At 69.9% G+C, this 19,146-nt stretch carries 16 protein-coding genes; 7 read left to right on the plus strand and 9 right to left on the minus strand.

Annotation, left to right across the window (positions count from 1 at the left end):
- Positions 1-57: 57 nt before the first annotated feature.
- The 4 genes from LXT23_RS47345 to LXT23_RS47360 form a co-directional block, all read right to left on the minus strand.
- Positions 58-1,302, minus strand: a complete 1,245-nt coding sequence (locus LXT23_RS47345) for a peptidase MA family metallohydrolase (RefSeq protein ID WP_253987149.1) — start codon at positions 1,300-1,302, stop codon at positions 58-60.
- Between the two features lie 11 nt (positions 1,303-1,313).
- Positions 1,314-1,613, minus strand: a complete 300-nt coding sequence (locus LXT23_RS47350; protein ID WP_253987150.1) for a DUF167 domain-containing protein — start codon at positions 1,611-1,613, stop codon at positions 1,314-1,316.
- Positions 1,614-1,616: 3 nt separating this feature from the next.
- Positions 1,617-2,144 (minus strand): DivIVA domain-containing protein, encoded by a 528-nt coding sequence (locus tag LXT23_RS47355; RefSeq protein ID WP_253987151.1) that lies wholly within the window; start codon positions 2,142-2,144, stop codon positions 1,617-1,619.
- Positions 2,145-2,274: 130 nt separating this feature from the next.
- Positions 2,275-2,904, minus strand: a complete 630-nt coding sequence (locus LXT23_RS47360; protein ID WP_253987152.1) for a HEAT repeat domain-containing protein — start codon at positions 2,902-2,904, stop codon at positions 2,275-2,277.
- A 145-nt stretch (positions 2,905-3,049) separates the two neighbouring features.
- Here LXT23_RS47360 and LXT23_RS47365 point away from each other — a divergent pair, with 145 nt between their 5' ends.
- Positions 3,050-3,562, plus strand: a complete 513-nt coding sequence (locus LXT23_RS47365) for a J domain-containing protein (protein WP_253987153.1) — start codon at positions 3,050-3,052, stop codon at positions 3,560-3,562.
- Here the strand turns inward: LXT23_RS47365 and LXT23_RS47370 are convergent.
- The gene (locus LXT23_RS47370) at positions 3,493-4,488 is read right to left on the minus strand and encodes a stage II sporulation protein M (protein WP_253987154.1); all 996 of its coding nucleotides are present in this window, start codon (positions 4,486-4,488) and stop codon (positions 3,493-3,495) included. The genes LXT23_RS47365 and LXT23_RS47370 overlap by 70 nt on opposite strands.
- Position 4,489: 1 nt before the next feature.
- Positions 4,490-5,266 carry an RDD family protein gene (locus tag LXT23_RS47375; protein ID WP_253987155.1) on the minus strand — a complete coding sequence of 259 codons (777 nt, stop codon included), beginning with the start codon at positions 5,264-5,266 and terminating at the stop codon, positions 4,490-4,492.
- 527 nt (positions 5,267-5,793) lie between these two features.
- On the opposite strand from LXT23_RS47375, the gene fruA reads away from it, so the two are divergent.
- On the plus strand, positions 5,794-6,483 hold the full coding sequence (gene fruA / locus LXT23_RS47380) for a response regulator transcription factor FruA (RefSeq protein WP_253987156.1): 690 nt from the start codon (positions 5,794-5,796) through the stop codon (positions 6,481-6,483).
- 155 nt (positions 6,484-6,638) lie between these two features.
- Here the strand turns inward: fruA and LXT23_RS47385 are convergent, their stop codons facing one another.
- Together LXT23_RS47385 and LXT23_RS47390 are read right to left on the minus strand one after the other, a co-directional pair.
- Positions 6,639-6,863, minus strand: coding sequence for an MbtH family protein (locus LXT23_RS47385; protein WP_253987157.1), 225 nt, complete (start codon positions 6,861-6,863; stop codon positions 6,639-6,641).
- Positions 6,864-7,115: 252 nt separating this feature from the next.
- Entirely contained in the window at positions 7,116-7,625 is a 510-nt protein-coding gene (locus LXT23_RS47390; protein ID WP_253987158.1) for a DUF1993 domain-containing protein, read from the minus strand.
- Between the two features lie 202 nt (positions 7,626-7,827).
- On the opposite strand from LXT23_RS47390, the gene LXT23_RS47395 reads away from it, so the two are divergent.
- From LXT23_RS47395 to LXT23_RS47415, 5 genes are all read left to right on the plus strand, one after another.
- The gene (locus LXT23_RS47395; RefSeq protein WP_253987159.1) at positions 7,828-9,573 is read left to right on the plus strand and encodes a CotH kinase family protein; all 1,746 of its coding nucleotides are present in this window, start codon (positions 7,828-7,830) and stop codon (positions 9,571-9,573) included.
- 169 nt (positions 9,574-9,742) lie between these two features.
- A complete protein-coding gene (locus LXT23_RS47400) occupies positions 9,743-10,921 on the plus strand; it encodes a major royal jelly family protein (RefSeq protein WP_253987160.1) in 1,179 nt (392 codons plus the stop codon).
- Positions 10,922-11,051: 130 nt separating this feature from the next.
- Complete coding sequence (locus LXT23_RS47405; protein WP_253987161.1) at positions 11,052-13,043, plus strand: S8 family serine peptidase; 1,992 nt, start codon at positions 11,052-11,054, stop codon at positions 13,041-13,043.
- A gap of 199 nt (positions 13,044-13,242) precedes the next feature.
- Positions 13,243-14,073: a phytanoyl-CoA dioxygenase family protein gene (locus LXT23_RS47410; RefSeq protein ID WP_253987162.1), complete on the plus strand. Its 831-nt coding sequence runs from the start codon at positions 13,243-13,245 to the stop codon at positions 14,071-14,073.
- A 150-nt stretch (positions 14,074-14,223) separates the two neighbouring features.
- Positions 14,224-14,826 carry a hypothetical protein gene (locus LXT23_RS47415; RefSeq protein ID WP_253987163.1) on the plus strand — a complete coding sequence of 201 codons (603 nt, stop codon included), beginning with the start codon at positions 14,224-14,226 and terminating at the stop codon, positions 14,824-14,826.
- A gap of 121 nt (positions 14,827-14,947) precedes the next feature.
- Here the strand turns inward: LXT23_RS47415 and LXT23_RS47420 are convergent, their stop codons facing one another.
- The gene (locus tag LXT23_RS47420; RefSeq protein ID WP_253987164.1) at positions 14,948-18,967 is read right to left on the minus strand and encodes a PPC domain-containing protein; all 4,020 of its coding nucleotides are present in this window, start codon (positions 18,965-18,967) and stop codon (positions 14,948-14,950) included.
- Between the last annotated feature and the right edge of the window lie 179 nt (positions 18,968-19,146).

The raw sequence follows: 19,146 nt of genomic DNA on the forward strand, positions 1-19,146 counted from the left end.
GCCCTGGCTGTAGGGGTGTCCGGAAGGACAGGGCGTTCCGGTGGGGACGCGCCGGCCTCAGTGCAGGGTGGGCTTGGGAGGACGGGCGCGCGGGGCGGCCTCCTCCCGCGGCTCATCCGACACGTCCGGGGGGACTTCCTCCTCCCGGGAGATGGGCGTCTCGGCGGCGCCCTGGGCCTCGTGGGCGTCCAGGGGCTCCGTGGAGTCGGGCTCGCCGGGCGGCACGTTGCCGGACCACTCGGACCAGGCCGGCTCGGGCGCGGGGGCCGGGGGGCCGGGGAGCACGCCCGGGAGCACCGGCGTCTGGGCGGCCAGCAGGCGCAGCGCGGCATCCTCCGCGGCGTCCTGCGCGGACATCTCCGCCAGGCGCGCGGCCTTCTGGTGGCGGCGGCGCAGGAAGGCCGCCACGCACAGGCCGGACGCGGCCAGCCACAGCAGCGCGGAGCTGGTGGTGAGCGGCAGCCACCCGTAGCGCGCGGCCAGCCCGCCGCGCCAGTCCGTCTCCTCCACCAGCAGCGAGGTGTGGAAGGCCTTGCCGAAGGCCTGCTCGAAGGGCTCGTCGCGGCCCACGGCGTCCACCAGCTCGCCCATGGCCTGGGGACCGAACTTCGCGGACAGGTGCGCGACGAAGGCGGCGCTCTGCGCGTAGGCAATCTCCACGTCCGCCGGGTGGTCCGGCCAGTCGTCGTGCAGGTCCTCGAAGTGGAAGACGCGCTCCTGAGTCACCGCGCGGAAGAGGGCCGAGTAGTGGGTGAGGGAGTAGCGCTCGCCGGTGACGTTCTGCGCGACGCCCTCCTGGAACCAGCGGGGCCACTCCTTCGCCAGCTGCCCCAGCGCCACGTGCGCCAGCTCGTGCCGGAGCGTCTGCTGCCCGTCCGGCGCGTGGAGGCTCAGCGCGTCCAGGAGGATGATTTGATGCGCGGGGTAGGCCAGCGCCACCGCCCAGCCGGGAGGCCTGCCTCCGGGCAGCGCCAGCGACTCGAACTCCTCGCGCCCCACGCCCAGGCGGATCTCCGTGATGCCCGGCCAGTCGCGCCCGAGGATGCTCCCGAAGCCGTCGCGGACGGACTCAATCTGTCCCGCCAGCTCCCGCGCCGCCACCGTGGCCGCCGCGGTGTGGAGGATGCGGAAGCGCTTCGTGGTCAGCTCTCCCGTCACCCGCTGCGGGCGGCCGTGGGGCACCAGCGCGGCGTCGTTCACCACGTGCTCACGCGCATGGGAGCCATGCGCGCCCCCAGGCTCCTGGGCCCGGGCGTGGGGGACGGCCAGCAGCAACGGGAGCAGGACAAGCAGGTGGCGCATGCGCGGCGGCCTCACGTTCCCCCAGTCATAACAGCCTCGACCCGCGCCGCATCAACCCCCACCACCGTCACGCGCTTGCGGCGCGATGCGTCACCGGCGGCGAGGCTCACCTGCCGGCGGGGGACGCCGAGCTGCTTCGCGAGGAACTCCAGGAGGGCGGCATTGGCCTCGCCGTCGACGGGAGGCGCGGCGAGCTGGAGCTTCAGCAGGCCGTCATGCTCTCCCACCACGCGGGTGCGCGAGGCGCGCGGCTGGATGAGGAGGGCCAGCTCCACGCCTTCGGGGGTGGCCTTCAGCCAGGGCGCGGCCATGGGCTATTCGCCGAGGTTGGCCTTCTTCTGGGAGAGGTAGGCCACGTTGTCCTCGACGCGCGCGTAGTCGCGGTCCGCGAAGGACGGGCCCTTGAACGTCTCCAGCAGCTTCTGGTGCGCGTCCAGCACCGAGCGCACCTGGGACTCGAACTGGGTGCGCTGGCGCTTCAGCTCGTTGATGTCCTCCACCACCTGCACCAGCCGCTGGTGGGCGCCGTGGACGATCTTCTCCGCCTGGTGCTCGGCGTCCGCGATGATGATCTCCGCCTCCTTCTTGGCGGCGGACTTGAGGTCCTCGCTGATGCGCTGGGCGGTGACCATCGTCTCCTGGAGGGTGCGCTCCCGCTCCTGGTGCTGCTCGAGCTTGAGCTGCGTGCGCTTCAGCTCCTCCTTGAGCGCGATGTTCTCCCGGACCACTTCCTCGAACTCGGTGGCGATCAGCTCGAGGTGGGCCTCCACCTCGCGGCGGGAGAAGCCGCGCAGGGCCGTTTCGAACCGCTTCTGCCGGATGTCGAGCGGGGTGATCTTCATGGCCCCGCAGTCTACCGCAGGGCAGTGACTTCTCCAGGAAACCACCCGGGAGGACCGGGGCCCCGCGGCGTCGGGTGGTGCACACGCGCCTGCCCGGCGGGAGGGCAGGCGGGCAGGCGTCACGGGCCCGTCAGCGGGGCGCGGGCGTGGGCTCCCACTGCGTGGCGACGGTGCGCGCGGCATTCTGCACCCCGGCGGTGAGGCGCGAGTCCGTGGCCGCGTCCCGCACGGTGCGCTGCGCGGTGGCGGTGCGCTGGAAGATGAGGCCGTTGAGCGCTTGAATCTTCAGCGCGTCCGGCATGCGCGGGTGGCGCACGACGTTGCCGAGAATCTCCTCCGCGCGCGGGTGCTGGAAGAGCGCCACCGCGCGCAGGGCGGCCTGCTGGATGCGCGGGTTGGGGTCCCACATGAGCGCGGCCAGCATGTCCAGGGCGCGCGCGTCGCCCAGCAGCCCCACGTCCTCGATGGCGATGGCGCGAATCTCCTCCGGCGCCGGCTTCACGGCCCACAGCAGGGCGCGCAGCAGGGCGGTGTCCTCGCCGGCGGCGCCGGGGGCCTCCGCGGTGCCCGGGGCCCCGGTGGGCAGGGGCGGCGCGGTGGGGGCCGCCGCCGACTCCTGAGTGGGCGCGGGGGCCGGGGTGGCGCGGGCGGGCTGCTTGCGGGCCGGGCCGGGCCGGGGAGCGGGGCGGGCCGGAGCGGCCGGAGCCTGGGCGTGCACGACGCCGGCGAGCAGCAGTCCAGGGAGGAGCAGGGGACGCATGGGCCTCGTTCTACCCCGAAATCCCCCGGCCGGGAGGTCCCCGGCGGCACCGGGCAGGGGGTGGGTCAGAGAAAATCTTGACGCGATCTCCGATCGTGGGACCTTGGCGGCGCTACAGGCGTGTTGCAAGAGGGAGCAAGGGCTGATGAGCGCGGCGGTCGCGAACTGGCAGACGCTGGAGAACGTGGATGTCGAGTGCACCCACTGCGGCATCCGGATGACGCTGCAGGCGGGCCATCGGGTGAAGTACTTCCGGTGCTCCGGGTGCCATCGCTGGGTGTCCAGCACGTACTCGGAGGTCTTCCGTGCGGACGCGAAGGTGCGCACGCACCCGGTGAAGGACACGGCGGCGCAGGACGAGGCCTTCATCGAGGTGAAGGACCGGCTGGACCGCTGGCTGTCCGCGCTGGAGGACCAGGACCCGTACCGGCTGCTGGGCGTGTCGCCGCTGGACTCGGCGGAGACGGTCCGCGCGCGCTACCACGAGCTGGCGATGGAGCGGCACCCGGACCGCGGCGGCTCGGCGGAGAAGATGCGCGAGCTGAACGCGGCCTACGAGCGCATCCTCCGTCACCGGCAGCGCAAGCGTCAGGAGGCGCTGTCCGCGGGCAGCGCCCCGGTGAGCGCTGCGTCCGTCCTGCCGGCCCGCAGCAGGTAGAGCCAGAAGACGGCCCCCAGCGACAGCCCCAGCCCCGCCTTCACCCAGGTGGGGAAGAGGCTTCCCGGGGAGACGTAGCCCTCCACCACGCCGATGAGGGCGAGGAAGGGCGCGCAGCCGAGCACCAGCTTCACCGCCTCGCGGCCCCGCAGCGCCAGCGCCTGCCCCCGGGGCAGCTCTCCCGGGTCGATGAGCGCCTGGCCCACCATGAGGCCCGCGCCCCCGGCGATGACGATGATGGACAGCTCCACCGGGCCGTGTGCGGCGGTGAAGTCGAAGAGGCCCGGCCCCATGCCCTCGCGCACGCAGTGCGCGGTCACCGCGCCGATGTGCACGCCGTTGTTCACCAGCATGTACAGCGTGCCCAGGCCGAACAGCATGCCCAGGGCGAACGTGGCGATGGTGACGGTGAGGTTGTTGGTGGCGATGCTGGACGCCACCGAGTTGGGCGGCGCCACCGAGAGGATGTCGTCCGTCCACATGCGGCCCTGGGCCACGTACTGACGCACGCCCTCCGGCACCAGCAGCTCCGCGCCCCTCGGCTCCCACAGCACCACCGCCGCGCCCAGCAGCAGCCCCAGGCAGAACAGCGCGGCGCTGGCGCCCACGAAGCGCAGCTCGCGGCGCAGGGTGAGGGGGAACTCGCGCCGGAAGAAGGCTCGCACCGCGGGCCAGCGCTCGCGCGGGGGCTGGTAGATGGCGGCGTAGGCCTGGCCGCACAGCTGGTTGAGGAAGCGGTGCGCGTCCGTGCCCGGATAGAATGTCTGGGTATGCGCCAGGTCCGCGGAGGCGCGGCGATACAGCGTGTCCAGCGTGCGCAGCTCCTCCAGCTTCAGCGCGCCGGCACGCTGGCGCCCCAGCAGGCCCTGGAGCGCGTCCCAGTCCGCGCGGCGCCGGGAGACGAAGGCGGGCAGGGGCGTGGCCATGTCAGACCCCGGCCCGGGCGCGCTCGCGCAGGAAGGACTCGGTGCGCTCCGGCGTGGCGAGCACCGTGGCGCGCGCCTCCCCGGACAGGCCTCCCACCCGGTCCACCAGCCGCGCTCCCAGCCGCTGCCGCACCTCCGGCGCCAGGCCGGGCGCGCGCGTCAGGAAGGCCAGCACCAGCTCCACCTCCTCGGGCGTCAGCGCCCGGGTGGACGCGCCCGCCGGCACCGCGCTGCTGCCCATGACGCCGGAAGCCGGCGCCGCGGTGTACTTGTCCAGGTCGATGCGCTCCTCGCGCACCAGCAGCGTGCCCGCCAGCAGGTCGCCCAGCCGCCGGTGCTGGCGCGACAGCAGCATGGAGATGCAGCCGGTGGCGTACGCGGCGGGCAGGAAGTCCACCGCGCGGCAGAGGTTGCGCACCGCGCTCTCGTACAGGCCCACCGGTGAGCCATCCATGCGCACCACGCGGATGCCCAGCAGCCGCTTGCCGGCTGTCTGTCCATGGAAGAAGACCTCGGCCAGCGTCCAGTACAGCCACTGGGTGGCGAACAGCCCCACCACGAGCAGCGTCTGCGCCAGCCCCGACAGCTCCCTGAGCACGCCCAGCACGTCGGACACCAGCAGCGTGAAGACGAAGTAGGCCACAATCCAGAAGAAGAACAGCAGGGCCGCGTCCACGAGCCACGCGAGGCACCGGTAGCCGATGCCGGCCACGGGCAGCGTGAGGGCCACGCGCTCGGGCGTGGCGACGTCGAGGTGCGGAGTGGTAGCGGTGCTCATACGGTCACCCCAGCATACACGCCGCCGCCCGGGCCACGGCGGCCTGTCTGGCGGCCGTCTCAGCTGGATTTGCGAGGATTTCGTGGCCCGTGTGCGTGTCACGCGCCGGACAGCGCCGGGTGTACTCAAGGGCGGCGTTATCGGATTGTGGACGGCTCACCCTGTCTTCCTCGTGACAGCGATGACGAACCGACGTCTGAACCCCCTGGATCGCGCTCTGATTCATGCACAATTGACACTCCCGCCGGGGCTGGTTCGCGTCTGCGCTTTCCCGGTGATAGGGTTTCGTTCTGCCGAACCAGAAGTGGGCCGTATGGAGGTGCGGCCCCAAAGGACGTCAGTCGTAGTCGAAAGTCGAAAGCAGTCAGGAGTCGAGTCTTACATCGGTAGGCCGACCCCGAAGTGGTTCAGCGGACTTGCCCGTTCCAGCTCGATGCAGTTCAGCCCGCTGACCCGGAGTATCGGAGTCGGCTGTGGTCAACAGGTAGTCCCAGAAGTTTTCGCCATGGCGGCTGGGGGGCCTTCGCATGGCAACCAATCAAGCAGCGATTCGTGTATCTATTCTCGAGGGACCGTGGGCGGCCTGGCAGGGCCTTGCTGAGGGTCTCCGCGGGGAAGGCGTGCAGATCTCCTCGGTGACGAGGGATGTGCGGCTCTTCCTCGATGGTCTGGGCACTGATCCGCCGCAGGTGGCGGTGATGGACGTGGAAGGTGACAGCGAGGCGGCTGTCGGCTGCTCCGTCACGGAGGGCATCAACCTCCTGAGAGAGGCGCGCAAGCGTCGGCTCGAGGTGAGGATGCTGTTGCTCTCCGCGGTGAGCGCGCCGGAAATCATCTCGCAATGCTTCGACGAGGGCGCCTCCGGCTACCTCTTCAGGGCAGGCCTCGGCACCACCGCCGTGGCGTCCGCCATCCAGTCGCTGGTGCGGGGCGAGCGGTTGTTCCCGGTGCAGTTGCTGAGGAACGACTTCGAGCACCCACCGGTGACGTCGCCCACGGCGAGCGTGCTGTTGGCGCTCACGCAGCGCGAGCGGGAAGTGCTCGCGTACGTGGCGGGAGGCGCGGACAACCTGAAGATCGCCGCGCACCTGCAGATTGCCGAGCGCACCGTCAAGTCGCACGTCACCCAGCTCTACAGGAAGCTGGGGGCCGAAAACCGCACGCAGTTGGCGTTGCGTGCGTGCCACCTGGGCGTCCGCCCACCGCCCGACCTCTAGCCAGAGGCCGGCCCACCCTCTCCTCGCTCGCGGGGAGAGGGAGTTCAAGGTGATTCACATGGAGTGACCGGACCCGCCTCGCGGGACGGCTCGGAGACACGCCCCCCGGACCCTGGCCAGCAGCCGGGGCCTCTGGGGGGCGTGGAGCCGGGACCTCAGTTCTTCAGCTGCGACTGCTCTTCCATCTTCTTGCGCAGGCTCAGCGGACGCATGTCCGTCCAGACCTGCTTGATGTACTCGAGGCACTCGGCCTTGGGGCCCTGCTTGCCCGCGTCCTTCCAGCCGAGCGCGTTCTCGCGGTCCGCCGGCCAGATGGAGTACTGCTCTTCGTGGTTCACGACGACCTTGTAGATCGTCGTATCTTCGCGCTCATCCGCCATGGTGTTCGACTCCTGGGAGTGGGGGCATTCTGCTCACATCCCTGGAAAAGGGGTCAAGGCAGGGTCGTTCGCCTGCCCCGCTCCAGTTTCAGCGTTCTCCGGTGTCCATTCAACGTTCAGGACGCCGGTTCTTTCCCAGCCTCGCTCAGCAGGGTGACACGGGCCCGGTCGGCGTCGGCGGCGCGTACCCGCAGTGTGGGGCCGGTGTACGCCCTTGCCGCATAGCCGGGGCGCGCGTCCCTCGGTGGCGGCTCACCGCCCGCCGAGGAAGTCCGCCTTGCCCAGGTCCACGCCGTTGTGGCGCAGCAGCGCGTACGCGGTCGTCACGTGGAAGAAGAAGTTCGGCAGGGCGAAGTGCTTCAGGTACTGCTCGCCAGTGAAGAGCATCGGGTCCTTCCCGCGCCTCGGGACGCTGATCTGCTTCTCCTCGGTGCCGTCCAGCTTGGCGTGGGGCACCGACTCCAGGAAGGCCAGGGTCTTCGCGATGCGCTCCTCGAGCTCGGGCAGCGACGCCTCGGTGTCCTCGAAGGCGGGCGCGTCCACCCCGGCGAGGCGCGCCGCGCAGAACTTGGCCGTGTCACAGGCAATCTGCACCTGGTTCTTGAAGGGCAGCATGTCGGGCGCGAGCCGCGCCGTCACCAGCACGTTGGGGTCGAACTTCTTCGTCTCCGCGTGCGCCCGGGCCTTGCCGAGGCACTTCGAGAGGTTGCCGAGCATCGTCACGAAAATCGGCACGCTGGCCGAGGACATGGAAATCGCCATGGAGGGGCTCCGGGGTGGGGATGCGGCCCTGGTCTAACCCGTGGCGACGGTCCGCGGTAGCCAATGGGCGCGGTCATGCCCGGACTCATGTCCACGCCAGGCACTGCGATACTGAACAATTCTTCGCGAGCGGCCCGGGGCTCGCCTCCTCCCTCGCTCCTCCCGCATTGCCCTGGGGGGAGGGGCGACCCACCTTCCGCCCGTGAATTCCAGAGGGGCAGGGGCGTGGGCGGTCGTCATCGCGGTGCTCGTCGCGTGTTCACCGCAGTCACCCGAGGAGCCGGGGCCCGTCGACACGCCGCCGCCCCCGGTCGAGCCGGGTCCGCCTCCGCCGCCGCCCTCGCAGCCCACCGGGCCGGGCACGCCCGAGGAGCCCTGCCCGGCACTCGCCGCGCCTCCTGGGCCCCAGCTCGACAGCCCCACCGCCGATGCGCTGACCCCCATCGAGGCGCTCGTCATGCGGACGACGAGCGCCCCGGGCGCGGTGGGGAAGGCCTCGGCCCGCGCCGAATTCGAGCTCTGGTCGGTGAAGAGCAAGGGCGGGCTGGGCACACGCGTCTGGTCCGCCGCGGTGGATGAGCCGGGGAAGCTGGGCGAGGTGCGTCTGGCGGATGGGCGCTTCGACGTCGCGGGGGCCCGGCTCGACGAGCGCAAGCGGTACGCGGTGCGGGTGCGTCATGGCCTCGTGCGGTCCGGGTGCAACGACATCTGGGGCGAGTGGAGCGAGCCGCGCTTCTTCCGGACCGACGATGCCTCCGGGGAGCTGTTCGACGAGACGAAGCTCCTCGAGTTCCACCTCGAAATCCCCCCTGAGTCCTGGGACGCCATCAACGCGGAGGCCGTCCCGCCCGACTGTGTGCCGCATGATCGCCAGTCCTACCGGGCCACGCTCCGCTTCCGGGACCAGGTCTTCGAAGGGGTGGGCCTCCAGGTGAAGGGCGGCTGCGGCTCGGCCCGGACGCTCGAGGGCAAGGCCTCCTTCAAGGTGGACCTGGAGTGGGATGACCCGGAGGTTGCCGTCTGCCCGGCCTCGAGGGAGCTGCTCGGCCGCAAGAAGCTCACGTTCAACAGCAACATCCAGGACCCGAGCTTCATGAACGAGCGCCTGGGCTATCCGCTCTACCGCGCGCTGGGAGTACCGGCGCCCCGCTCGGCCACGGTGAAGCTGTTCGTCAACGGCAAGCCCTGGGGCCTCTACACCCATGTCGAGACGTACGACCGGCGCTTCCTCTGGCGCTGGTTCGAGGACAAGGACGGCGTGCTCTACGAGGGCTCCTACTGGTGTGACCTGCTGCCCGGGAACGTCCCCGCGGCGGGAGAGAGCGCCCAGGGCTTCTGCCTCGAGCGCAAGCTGGATGGCGGGGACTGTGGAGAGCCTGGAGGTGGGGAGGCCGACGCCTTCGCGCCGCTGCGCGAGCTCACGCAGCGCCTCCACGCGCTGCCCAGGGGAGGCTTCTATCCCGAGGTGAAGGCGTTCTTCGACTACGACAGGTTCCTCACGACGTGGGCGGCCGACAGCCTCCTGTCGCACTGGGATGGATACCTGTTCGAGAACATCAACAACTACCGCGTGTATCAGGACCCCGCGACGGGGCGCTGGACGCTGCTGCCGGGAGGGATTGACCAGACCTTCGGCCACCGCGAGGGCTCGCGCTCGGGGCTGCGCAGTCCGTGGGCGGTGTCAGGGCTGCTGGCAAAGCGCTGCCTGGAGGAAGCGGACTGCCAGGCCGCCTTCGCGGCGCGCCTGGAGGAGGTGACCCGGGTCTTCGAGGAGGCCGGGCTGGAGGCCCGCGTCCAGCGCACCCGGAGCCAGCTCGCCGACGGGGTCTACGCGGATCCCCGCAAGGAGACGTCCAACAGCGACTTCGACCAGGCCGTGCGCGACACGCTCGAGTTCATCCACACGCGCCCCGCCCGCATCCGCGAGTACCTGAAGCAGGGGCCCTGAGCCGCGCCGCCGCGGGCCGGCCCCGGGTTGTCGGTCTCGAGACCGGGGGGGCGCGTCGCAGCGGGGGCCTGTCCGCCAGGCGACGCCCTTCGCGCATCCACCGTGTCCGTTCCCTTCGTCGCGTGTAGCTACGGCCGCACGCCGCAAGGCCCCTTTCGTGGAGGACGAGATGCGCAAGCTGTCGACGTGCTGTGCCGTGCTGCTGCTGGGCCTGTCGGGGTGCCGCACCAGCAGGAACCAGGAAACGCCGGGGCAGTCTCCGGGTGAGGCCACCCCCGCGGTGAAGCCCGCGACGCTGGAGGAGGTGCATGCCTTTCACGGGCCCATGCCCACCGGCGTCACCGTCTCGCGGGAGGGCCGCATCTTCGTCAACTACCCGCGCTGGGGGGACCCGGTGCGGTTCACCGTCGCGGAGCTCCGGGACGGCAAGGAGGTGCCATACCCCAGCGCCGAGCTGCACACGGACTCACCGACCGGCAGCCCGGACAAGCTGCTCTCCGTCCAGAGCGTGGTGGTGGATCCGCGCAACCGCCTCTGGGCGCTGGACACCGGAAGCCTGAGGTTGGGCCCCATCGCGGGCCAGGAGTGGCCGAAGCTGGTGGGCTTCGACCTGGCGACGAATCAGGTCTTCAAGGTCATCCGCTTCCCGGCCGAGGTGGTCCGTCAGAACACCTATCTCAACGACGTGCGCTTCGACCTGCGCCGCGGGCAGGACGGGCTGGCCTTCATCACCGACTCGGGGGCCGGCGGGCTCATCGTGGTGGACCTCGCCAGCGGCCGGAGCTGGCGCAAGCTCGACGGCCACGAGTCCGTCAAGGCGGCTCCAGACTTCGTGGCCCCCATGGAGGGCCAGCCGCTGATGATTCGCCGGCCGGGCCAGGAGCCCCAGCCCTTCCGCGTCCAGTCGGACGGCATCGCCCTCAGCGCGGATGGGTCGCGCCTCTTCTACTGCCCGCTCTCCAGCCGCGCCCTCTACAGCGTCGGCGTGGACGCGCTCGCGGACGAGAAGCTCCCGGACGCCGAGGTGTTGAAGACGCTCCAGCAGGAGGAGCGGCGGTTCGCCTCGGACGGCCTGGAGTCGGACGCCCAGGGCCGCGTCTACCTCACTGACTGGGAGCACAACGCCATCCAGGTGCGCGACGCCGCGGGCCAGTACAGCACCCTCGTCACCGACCCGCGGCTGTGGTGGCCCGACACCCTGGCCCTCTCCACGGACGGCTACCTCTACGTCACCGCCAACCAGCTCCACCGCCAGGTGCAGTTCCACGGCGGGACGGACCAGCGGCAGAAGCCCTACCAGCTCTTCCGGGTGAAGGTGGAAGCCACTCCCGTGCCGCTGGCGCGGTAGCCCTCCTGACACCTACGCAGCTGATACTGGCTTAGCCGTGAAAGCTGCGTTGACCGTTTTATCAAGAAAAGCTAATTCCACGGCCTGTGCGAGGGCTTCATCCGGAGCCCGCACGTCCCCGAGAGGCCGAATGAAACTGAAACTGACCCAGGCGGTGAGTGCCATCTCCCTGCTGGCCGCGGCATGCGGCCCGCTGCCAGAGGCGCAGGAGTCCGACAGCGAGCAGCTCGGTCAGTCGGCGCAGATGATTCGCCGCGCCCGGGCCGTCCCCAACGAGTACATCGTCGTCCTGCGCGACTCCACGCAGGAGGTCCGGCAGCAGGGGGCGGCGAACATCGCCCGGGAGCTGGTGTCCCTCAACGGTGGCAAGGTGCTGCGGACGTATGAGCACACCATCCACGGCTTCCTGGCGAACATGAGCGAGGTGGAGGTGCGTGGCCTCCTGACCGACCCGCGCGTGGCGTACGTGCAGGAGAACGGCCTGCTCCGCGTGTCGGCGACGCAGACCAACGCGACGTGGGGCATCGACCGCATCGACCAGCGGGACCTGCCGCGCAACAGCACCTATACCTACAACGTCGACGGCACCGGCGCGCATGCGTACATCCTCGACAGCGGCATCCGGCTGGGCCACACCGAGTTCACCGGTCGCATCGGCAACGGCTACGACTTCATCGACAACGACAGCGACCCCACGGACTGCCATGGCCACGGCACGCACGTGGCGGGCACGGTGGGCGGCACGACGTGGGGCGTGGCGAAGAAGGTCACCCTCCACGGGGTGCGGGTGCTCGACTGCACGGGCTATGGAAGCGACGCGCAGGTCATCGGCGGCATGGACTGGGTGGCCGCCAACCACATCAAGCCCGCCGTCGCCAACATGAGCCTGGGCGACGTCGCCATTCCGGCCATCGACGATGCGACGGAGCGGCTGATTGCCGCGGGCGTCACGACGGTGGTCTCCGCCGGCAACGAGAGCGACAACGCCTGCGACTACTCGCCGGCCCGCGCGCCCAGCGCCATCACCGTGGGCTCCACCACCAGCTCCGATTCGCGCTCGTCGTTCTCCAACTACGGGACGTGCGTGGACATCTTCGCGCCGGGCTCGAGCATCACCTCGTCGTCGAACTCCGGCAACACGTCGAGCACCTCGATGAGCGGCACGTCCATGTCCTCGCCGCACGTGGCCGGCGCCGCGGCGCTCTACCTGAGCGCCAACCCCACCGCGACGCCCGCGCAGGTGCGCGACGCGCTGGTGAACAACGCCACGCCGAACAAGGTGACCAGCCCGGGGACCGGCTCGCCCAACAGGCTGCTGTACACGAGCTTCATCACCGGTGGCGGCAGTGACACTACGCCGCCCACGACGTCCATCACCTCGCCCGCGGGCGGCGCCACGCTGAGTGGCACCGCGACCCTGTCCGCCAGCGCCGCTGACAACGTGGGGGTGTCTCGCGTGGAGTTCTACGCGGGCACCGCGCTGCTGGGCACGGCGACGGCCGCTCCGTATGCCTTCTCGTGGAACACGACGACGGTGGCCAATGGCACCTACGCGCTGACCACGAAGGCGTATGACGCGGCGAACAACGTGGGCACGTCGGCCACGGTGTCCGTGACGGTGAACAACGGCACGGGCAGCTGCTCCATCTCCGAGCAGCTCCTGGCCAACGCGGGCTTCGAGAGCGGCAACACGGGGTGGACCACCTCGTCGGGCGTCATCGACAACACCACGTCTGGCAGCGCGCCGCGCACGGGCACGTACAAGGCCTGGCTCAACGGCTACGGCACCACGCGCACCGAGTTCGCCTGGCAGGACATCACCATCCCCGCCACGGCGTGCAGCGCCACGCTCAGCTTCTGGGCGCTCATCACCACGTCTGAGACGACGACCACGACGGTCTACGACAGGCTGGCCATCCAGGTCCGCAACAGCGCGGGCACGGTGCTGGCGACGCTGGCCACCTACAGCAACCTGGACAAGGGCACCGCCTACGTGCAGCGCACGTTCGACCTGGCCGCGTACAAGGGCCAGACGGTCCGCATCTACTTCAACGGCACGGAGGACTCGTCGCTGAAGACGAGCTTCTTCCTCGATGACACCGCGGTGAACATCGTCCGGTAGCACTCCGGACGGCGCGAAGGCTCCTCAGCCCGGCAACCTCACCCGGTTGCCGGGCCTCGCGCCTGATTGTTCACGAGCACGGAATCAAGCGCGGCCAACACTTGCCCACTGTTCGCTCCGTGCCAAACGTGCCGCCGCCATGCCCTATGAGTTTCATGACAATCTGCGTACTCGCGTGCGGCAGGCAGTGGAGCGCAGGTTGCGCCGGGTCTCCTACGTCGAGGAGTTCCTCCAGCTGGGGCACCGCCTGGCGCGGGCCAACCACGTGGAGAGGCTGCCGTGGCTGGACGGGCCGCTCCGGACCGTCTACCAGCAGCTGAGCGAGACCGGGCTTGCCCAGCTCCCGCTGGACGCGCTGGGGCTGCCCCTCGACGAGACGCTGCGCGCCGTGGAGGGGCACGTGGAGAAGCTGCGCCAGCGGCCCGCCGTCCCGGGGCGGACCTTCGAGCTCACCTCCGACGCGGAGCTCCTGGGCCAGGCCGAGCCGTTCCTCTTTGGCCTGTCGCGGCCGCTCCTGGACCTCGCGGAGCGCTACCTGGGGCTGCCGGTGGACTACCTCGGCGTCAACATCAAGCGCGAGTTCGCCAACGGGCTGAGCGAGGGGACGCGGCTGTGGCACGCGGACCCGGAAGACGAGCGGATGCTGAAGCTCATCGTCTACCTGAGCGACGTGGATGCCGGGTCGGGGCCCTTCGCGGCCATCGACGCCCGCCAGAGCGCCGAGGCGAAGAAGCGCCTGCGCTACGCCTGGGGCAGCACCTGCACGCCCGAGGCGCTGGAGCGGGTGGTGCCGGCCGCGGAGCAGCGGACCTTCGTCGGCCCCCGGCTCACGGCGGTGTTCTGCGACACCGCGCGCTGCCTGCACCGGGCCTCCCCGCCGACCACGGTGGACCGCTACTCGATGACCTTCTCCTATCTCAGCCGCGAGGCCTATTTCTGCTTCGCTTCCGGACGCACGCTGCAGCGAGCCTTCGTCGAGCGGTGGGGCCGTCAGCTCGACGCGCACCAGCGCTCCTGCCTCGTGCCTTGAGGCGGACGGCCAGAACTGTCGGAGTGATTCGACTTCACTGGCAGTATCTTCTGTCGCGGTTTAGTGAAATCGGATGATTCCATAATCACGGCATAAACCTGGAGTGCCGTTCCATGGACGGCGCGGGCACGGCCGCGAGGGATCACACACATGAACCCGAGTAGCGCCCCTTCCCAGACGCCCCAGGAGAAAGTCCCTTCCGTCCGGCACGAGGTGAGCGGAACCTCGATCATCAACTACCTGAAGCACTTCGATAAGACGGGCGTGCGCGCCACCATGCGCCAGCGGGTGAGTCCCGAGACAGCCGTCTACTTCGACAAGCTCATCCTGCGCACGTCGTGGGTGCCTCGCTCGGTGTTGGACGACATCTACGCGGCGGTGGCGATGGACGGCGGCGAGGACGCCGTCCGCCGGTTCAGCCTGGAGGTGACCCGGGACGGCTATGGGCCCATGGTCCGCCAGTTCACCGAGACGCTGCTGGCCCTGATTGGCGCCTCCCCGGCAACCATCTTCAGCCGCTTCGGCTCCATCGGTGGCATGTACGAGCACGGCACCGAGTACAGCTACACCGCGCGCTCTCCGCGCTCCGGGGAGCTGGTGGTGCGCCTCGTGGAGCCCGCGCCGCGCCTCGTCTTCGTCGCGTGGGAAGGCATCTTCCAGTTCGCCTTCGAGCTCACCCGGGAGCAGGGCACCGTCGAGCCGGTACAGGTCTCCGAGGGCGGCCGGGTGGGCCTCTTCCACCTGCGCTGGTGAGCGCGGCGGCCAGCCTGTCCTGCCTGGGCAGGTAGACCTGCCCGAGGCTCACGCCCGGAGTGTGGCCGCGCTCCGAGGTCCGGAGCCTCGGAGCGCGGCCGGGATGAAGTGGCGCCGAGGGCTACCGGGCGAGCGCCACCAGGTAGATGTCGCTGTAGTAGGAGGAGGGCGTCACGCTCACGTACCAGAGGCCCGCGGCGGGCGTGTCCCTCTGGCAGTACGCGCCATTGCCTGGCGCGCTGGCGCAGTCCCACTCCGTGGCCGTTGGAGGGCTGCCCTTCCGGAACGCGACGGAAACCACGCCTCTGGCGGGTGAGACCTCGCTCCCCAGCATCACGACGAGCTCCCTGGCACCCTCCGGAGCCATGAGCTTGAAGACTCGCGTCTGGGTCGCCGAGCCGGAGAGCCCGCGGGTCGGACTGCCGTTGAGGAGCAGGGGGACGTCGTCCACCTGGGGGGCGTGGAAGCCGACCAGCCGGACACCCCCAACCCACCCGTTGGTGCCGGAGCGGGTGGACATCACCCGGGCGTACCACGTCCCCGCTTCGGGCGAGAGCACCCGGCAACGCACGACACCGGCCGAGGGCTCCGCGCAGGGCGTACCTGCCGTGGTGGGGAGCGCATCCCGGGAGATGTGGACCTGGAGGGCCCCTTTCTCCTGCGCGAGGAAGTCCACGTCGAACGTCAGCAGGGCCTCGCCAGGAGGCACCTCCAGCTTGAAGTACTGCGGCAGCTCGTTGCCGACCCACAGGCTGGGAATGGGCACGCCATTCGTGAGAGACGCCACCGTGTTCGCGTTCACATAGGCGCCGGTCAGTGAGCGGTACTTGTAGTCTGCTCCGCCGACGAGTGACACGAACCAGGTTCCCGCCCTCGGATTGGGGATGAAGCACAGCCGGCCTTCATCCGTGGACTGGGTGACGCAGTCCAGGCTCGCTCCAGCGACGGGCCTGCCGTCTACCTTCACCCGAAGCGTCGCGTCTCCCAGGCCCGCTCGTGTCGCGAACCACAGCATGCGCTGCCCCGCTGGCACCTCCATCTTCCAGTGCTGCACGGAGCCCTCCGCGCCCGAGAGGCCGGAGCGCGCGACGAAGGGCGTGAGCTCGGGGATGCCCTCGCCCGGAGTCATGGCGTAGGTCCCTCGCACCCTGGCGAGGGAGCCTCCCTGGGCGTCTCGCACGCCCACGTACCAGGTGCCCGCCCGGGGCTGGACGAAGTCACAGTTGCCTTCCTTCCCAACCCCGTTCAGCACCTTGCAGTCGTACTGGTATTCGTTGGGAGGCGTCCCCTGGCGCACGAAGAGGCTCGCGAATCTGCCATTCGTGGCCTGGGCCATCAGCCGGAAGCTCAGGTCGCTGGCACCGGCGGGCACCTCCAGCGTGTAGAGGGTCATCGAATCCGGCTCGCCGTTGAGAGGGTTCTCCCAGATGCCGCTCGTCAGCTGCCGCCGGTCCCGGCTCATCGTGGTGACCCGTAGCGCACCGTCGAATGAGCCAGCGCCGCGGAGGGTGATGAACCAGGTGCCGGCCGCGGGCTCGGGAATGAGACAGGACTCCCGCGCGATGCACTTGAAGGAGAAGAGGGTCGGGGCGGCCTCGTGCTGAAGCCAGAGCTCACCGCCCGCCCAGGTGTACTTCATGCTGTCGAGCACCTCCGCGAGGAGGTAGGGCTGCCCCGCGGGCACCTGGAGCTGCCAGGTCTGGAAGCTGTTCCGGTCCCCGTGGACACGCACCGGGGCATTGTCGGTGATGGTGGAGACCGGTCCGGTCTCCGAGTGCGAGGCGACGACGGTGTTGTGCCAGGTCGGCTGGTTGTAGACATGGGTGCTCTCCACGCGGACGAACCAGGTCCCCTCCTGCGGGTCGAAGAAGTCGCAGCGCTCGTAGGCCGTGTTCACCGTGGCGGAAGCGCAGTCATGGTCCGTCCGTGACGGCAGGGCGCCCCGCTTGACGTAGAGGTCCAGGTCGAACTGGACCAGGCCCGACGCCACGAAGCTCAACCCGGTCCTCCCGGGCGGAACCTCGAAGCGGTAGTAGTGCACGGAGCGCGACGGGGAGTCCTCGGGAACGACTGTCTCGGAGTCGAAGTTGGTCAGCGGCGTGGGCGCCGTGTAGCCACCCGTGAGCGTCACGCCAGAGTAGGGCCGGCTCGCGAAGACCTTCACGTACCAGGTCCCGGCCGTGGGGCGGTCCACCTTGCAGGTGACGGCACAGTCGTAGTCCTGGCGCGTCGGCTCGCTTCCGTGCTTCGCGTAGAGAATCGCGCCGCTGCCGGCGTCGCTCAGGTTGAACGTGAGCCGGCCCTGGACTGGCGGCACCTGGAGGGTGAAGGTCCTCACGTCCAGCGGCGTGCCCGAGAACGCCGCCGAGGCCTGGCCATTCTCGAGCGCTGTCACCGGAGGGATGGACGCTGAATAGCCGGCCGTCAGCGTGAGCCCCGAGAGCGGCTCGTAGGCTCTCACCAGGAAGTGCCACGTCCCTGCCTGGGGGTTCTCGATGAAACAGGCGTTGGGGGTGAGCGTCTTGCACGTGTAGGTCGCTTCCGTGGGCCTGCTGCCGTACCGCGCATGGAGCCAGCCCCGGCCCGTGCCGCCATCCCCCCACACGGCCAGCCGGCGCTGCCCCGCCGGCACCTCCAGCGTGTAATAGAGGAAGTCGTTGAGCGTCGCGGAGACATCCGTCACGGGCTGGCCGTTGGTCAGCACCCTGTTGCGGACCACGCCCGAACTGGTCCCCACCAGCGACAGGCCGCGGTAGACATTCTCCGGGGCGGCGGCCTTGAGCAGGACGTACCAGGCGCCCGCCTGGGGCTGGCTGAAGACGCAGGAGGCCGCGCCACCATGGGTGCTGCCCTGCTTGCAGTCGTAGCTGCTCGTCGTCGGCTCGCCCCCGCGCTTCACATACATTTCGTAGTCGCCCGTCGTGCCGGAGGGCACCTCGAAGCGGACCTGCGCGACGTCGGCGGGCACGTCCAACCGGAAGAGGGACGGACTGCCATTGTCGCTGGCGAGATTCGCGACGGGCTGGCCATTGACGAGCGGGATGCCGGTGGCGCCGTCGCTCACGGTTGACGCGAGCAGGGTGACGCCGCTGAACGCGGAGTAGCCACGCACCATGATGTGCCAGGTGCCCGCCAGGGGGCTCGTCACCGAGCACGTCTCGGTGCTTCCGCCGGCCATGGAGCGGCAGTCGTAGCTGCTCGTCGTGGGCAGCGCCGCTTGCTTCACATAGAGGTCCGCGTCGCCCGTTCCGCCCGCCAGGGTCACCTTGAGGAGGCTCTGCCCCGCGGGAACGTCCAGGGTGAAGTAGCGCAGCGAGCTCGAGGCACCCGAGAGCGCCGTGACGGGCTGCCCATTCACGAGCGGCGTCTGCACGGGCGTGGTGGTAGCCACCAGCTTCGCGCCGCTGAACACCGTGTAGCCACGAAGCAGGATGTACCAGGTGCCTGCCTGGGGCGCGTTCACCGAGCAGTTCTCCTCATTGCCGACCGTGCGGGGGCGACAGTCGTACGCCGTGAGGGTGGGGGCACTGCCTTGCCGCAGGTAGAGGTCCGCATCCCCGGTGCCGCCGGACACCTGCACGTCCAGGCGGGCCTGCTCGGCGGGGACCACCAGGGAGTACGTCCGCCAGCTGCCCACGGCACCGGCGAGGTCAATCACCGCCTGGCCCCTCGTGAGCACCTGGGTAGGTGTGCTGTCCGTCGCCCCGGCCTGGTAGCTCCCCGTGAGCGTCACGTTGGAGAAGGCGCTCGTGGCGGAGAGCAGCACGTACCAGGTGCCCGCGGTCGAGCGCCCGGAGACGGTGCAGGTCTCCGCGCTGCCGGTTTGCGCCGAGGCGCACAGGGCATTGGCGGAAGTGGGAGTGGCTCCGAAGGAGACGAGCATGTCCGCGTTCCCGGGACCGCCCGTCGTGGTGAAGGTCACCGCGTTCTGGTTCGCGGGAACGTCCAGGGTGTAGAGGCGCTGGGCTCCAGTCGGAGCCGCGAGGAAGGTGAGGGGCTGGCCATTGACGAGCGTCCCATCCACCAACGCCCGAATCTGACTGCCGGGCGAAGGGGAGGGTGCGTCGAGCGGCTCGCCATCACAAGCGCTCAACAGGAGCAGCGCTCCGGTGAGCAGGGAGACGAGAGAACGACAGTTCATGGGGAACTCGAGTTCGAGGAAGCGAGATGTCGGGTGCTCCTGCCCGGCGAAGGGCCGAGCAGTCGTAATTGAATAGCACCTGCATCTGACGCTGCCCGTGACTCCAAACTGCCCCGCTGGGTTCTCTCCAGGAGCCAGGACCCGCGATGTAGCTTGTCTCTCCAGAGCGCGTCCGTGGC

The sequence above is a fragment of the Pyxidicoccus xibeiensis genome (assembly GCF_024198175.1).
Classification (GTDB): Bacteria; Myxococcota; Myxococcia; order Myxococcales; family Myxococcaceae; genus Myxococcus; species Myxococcus xibeiensis.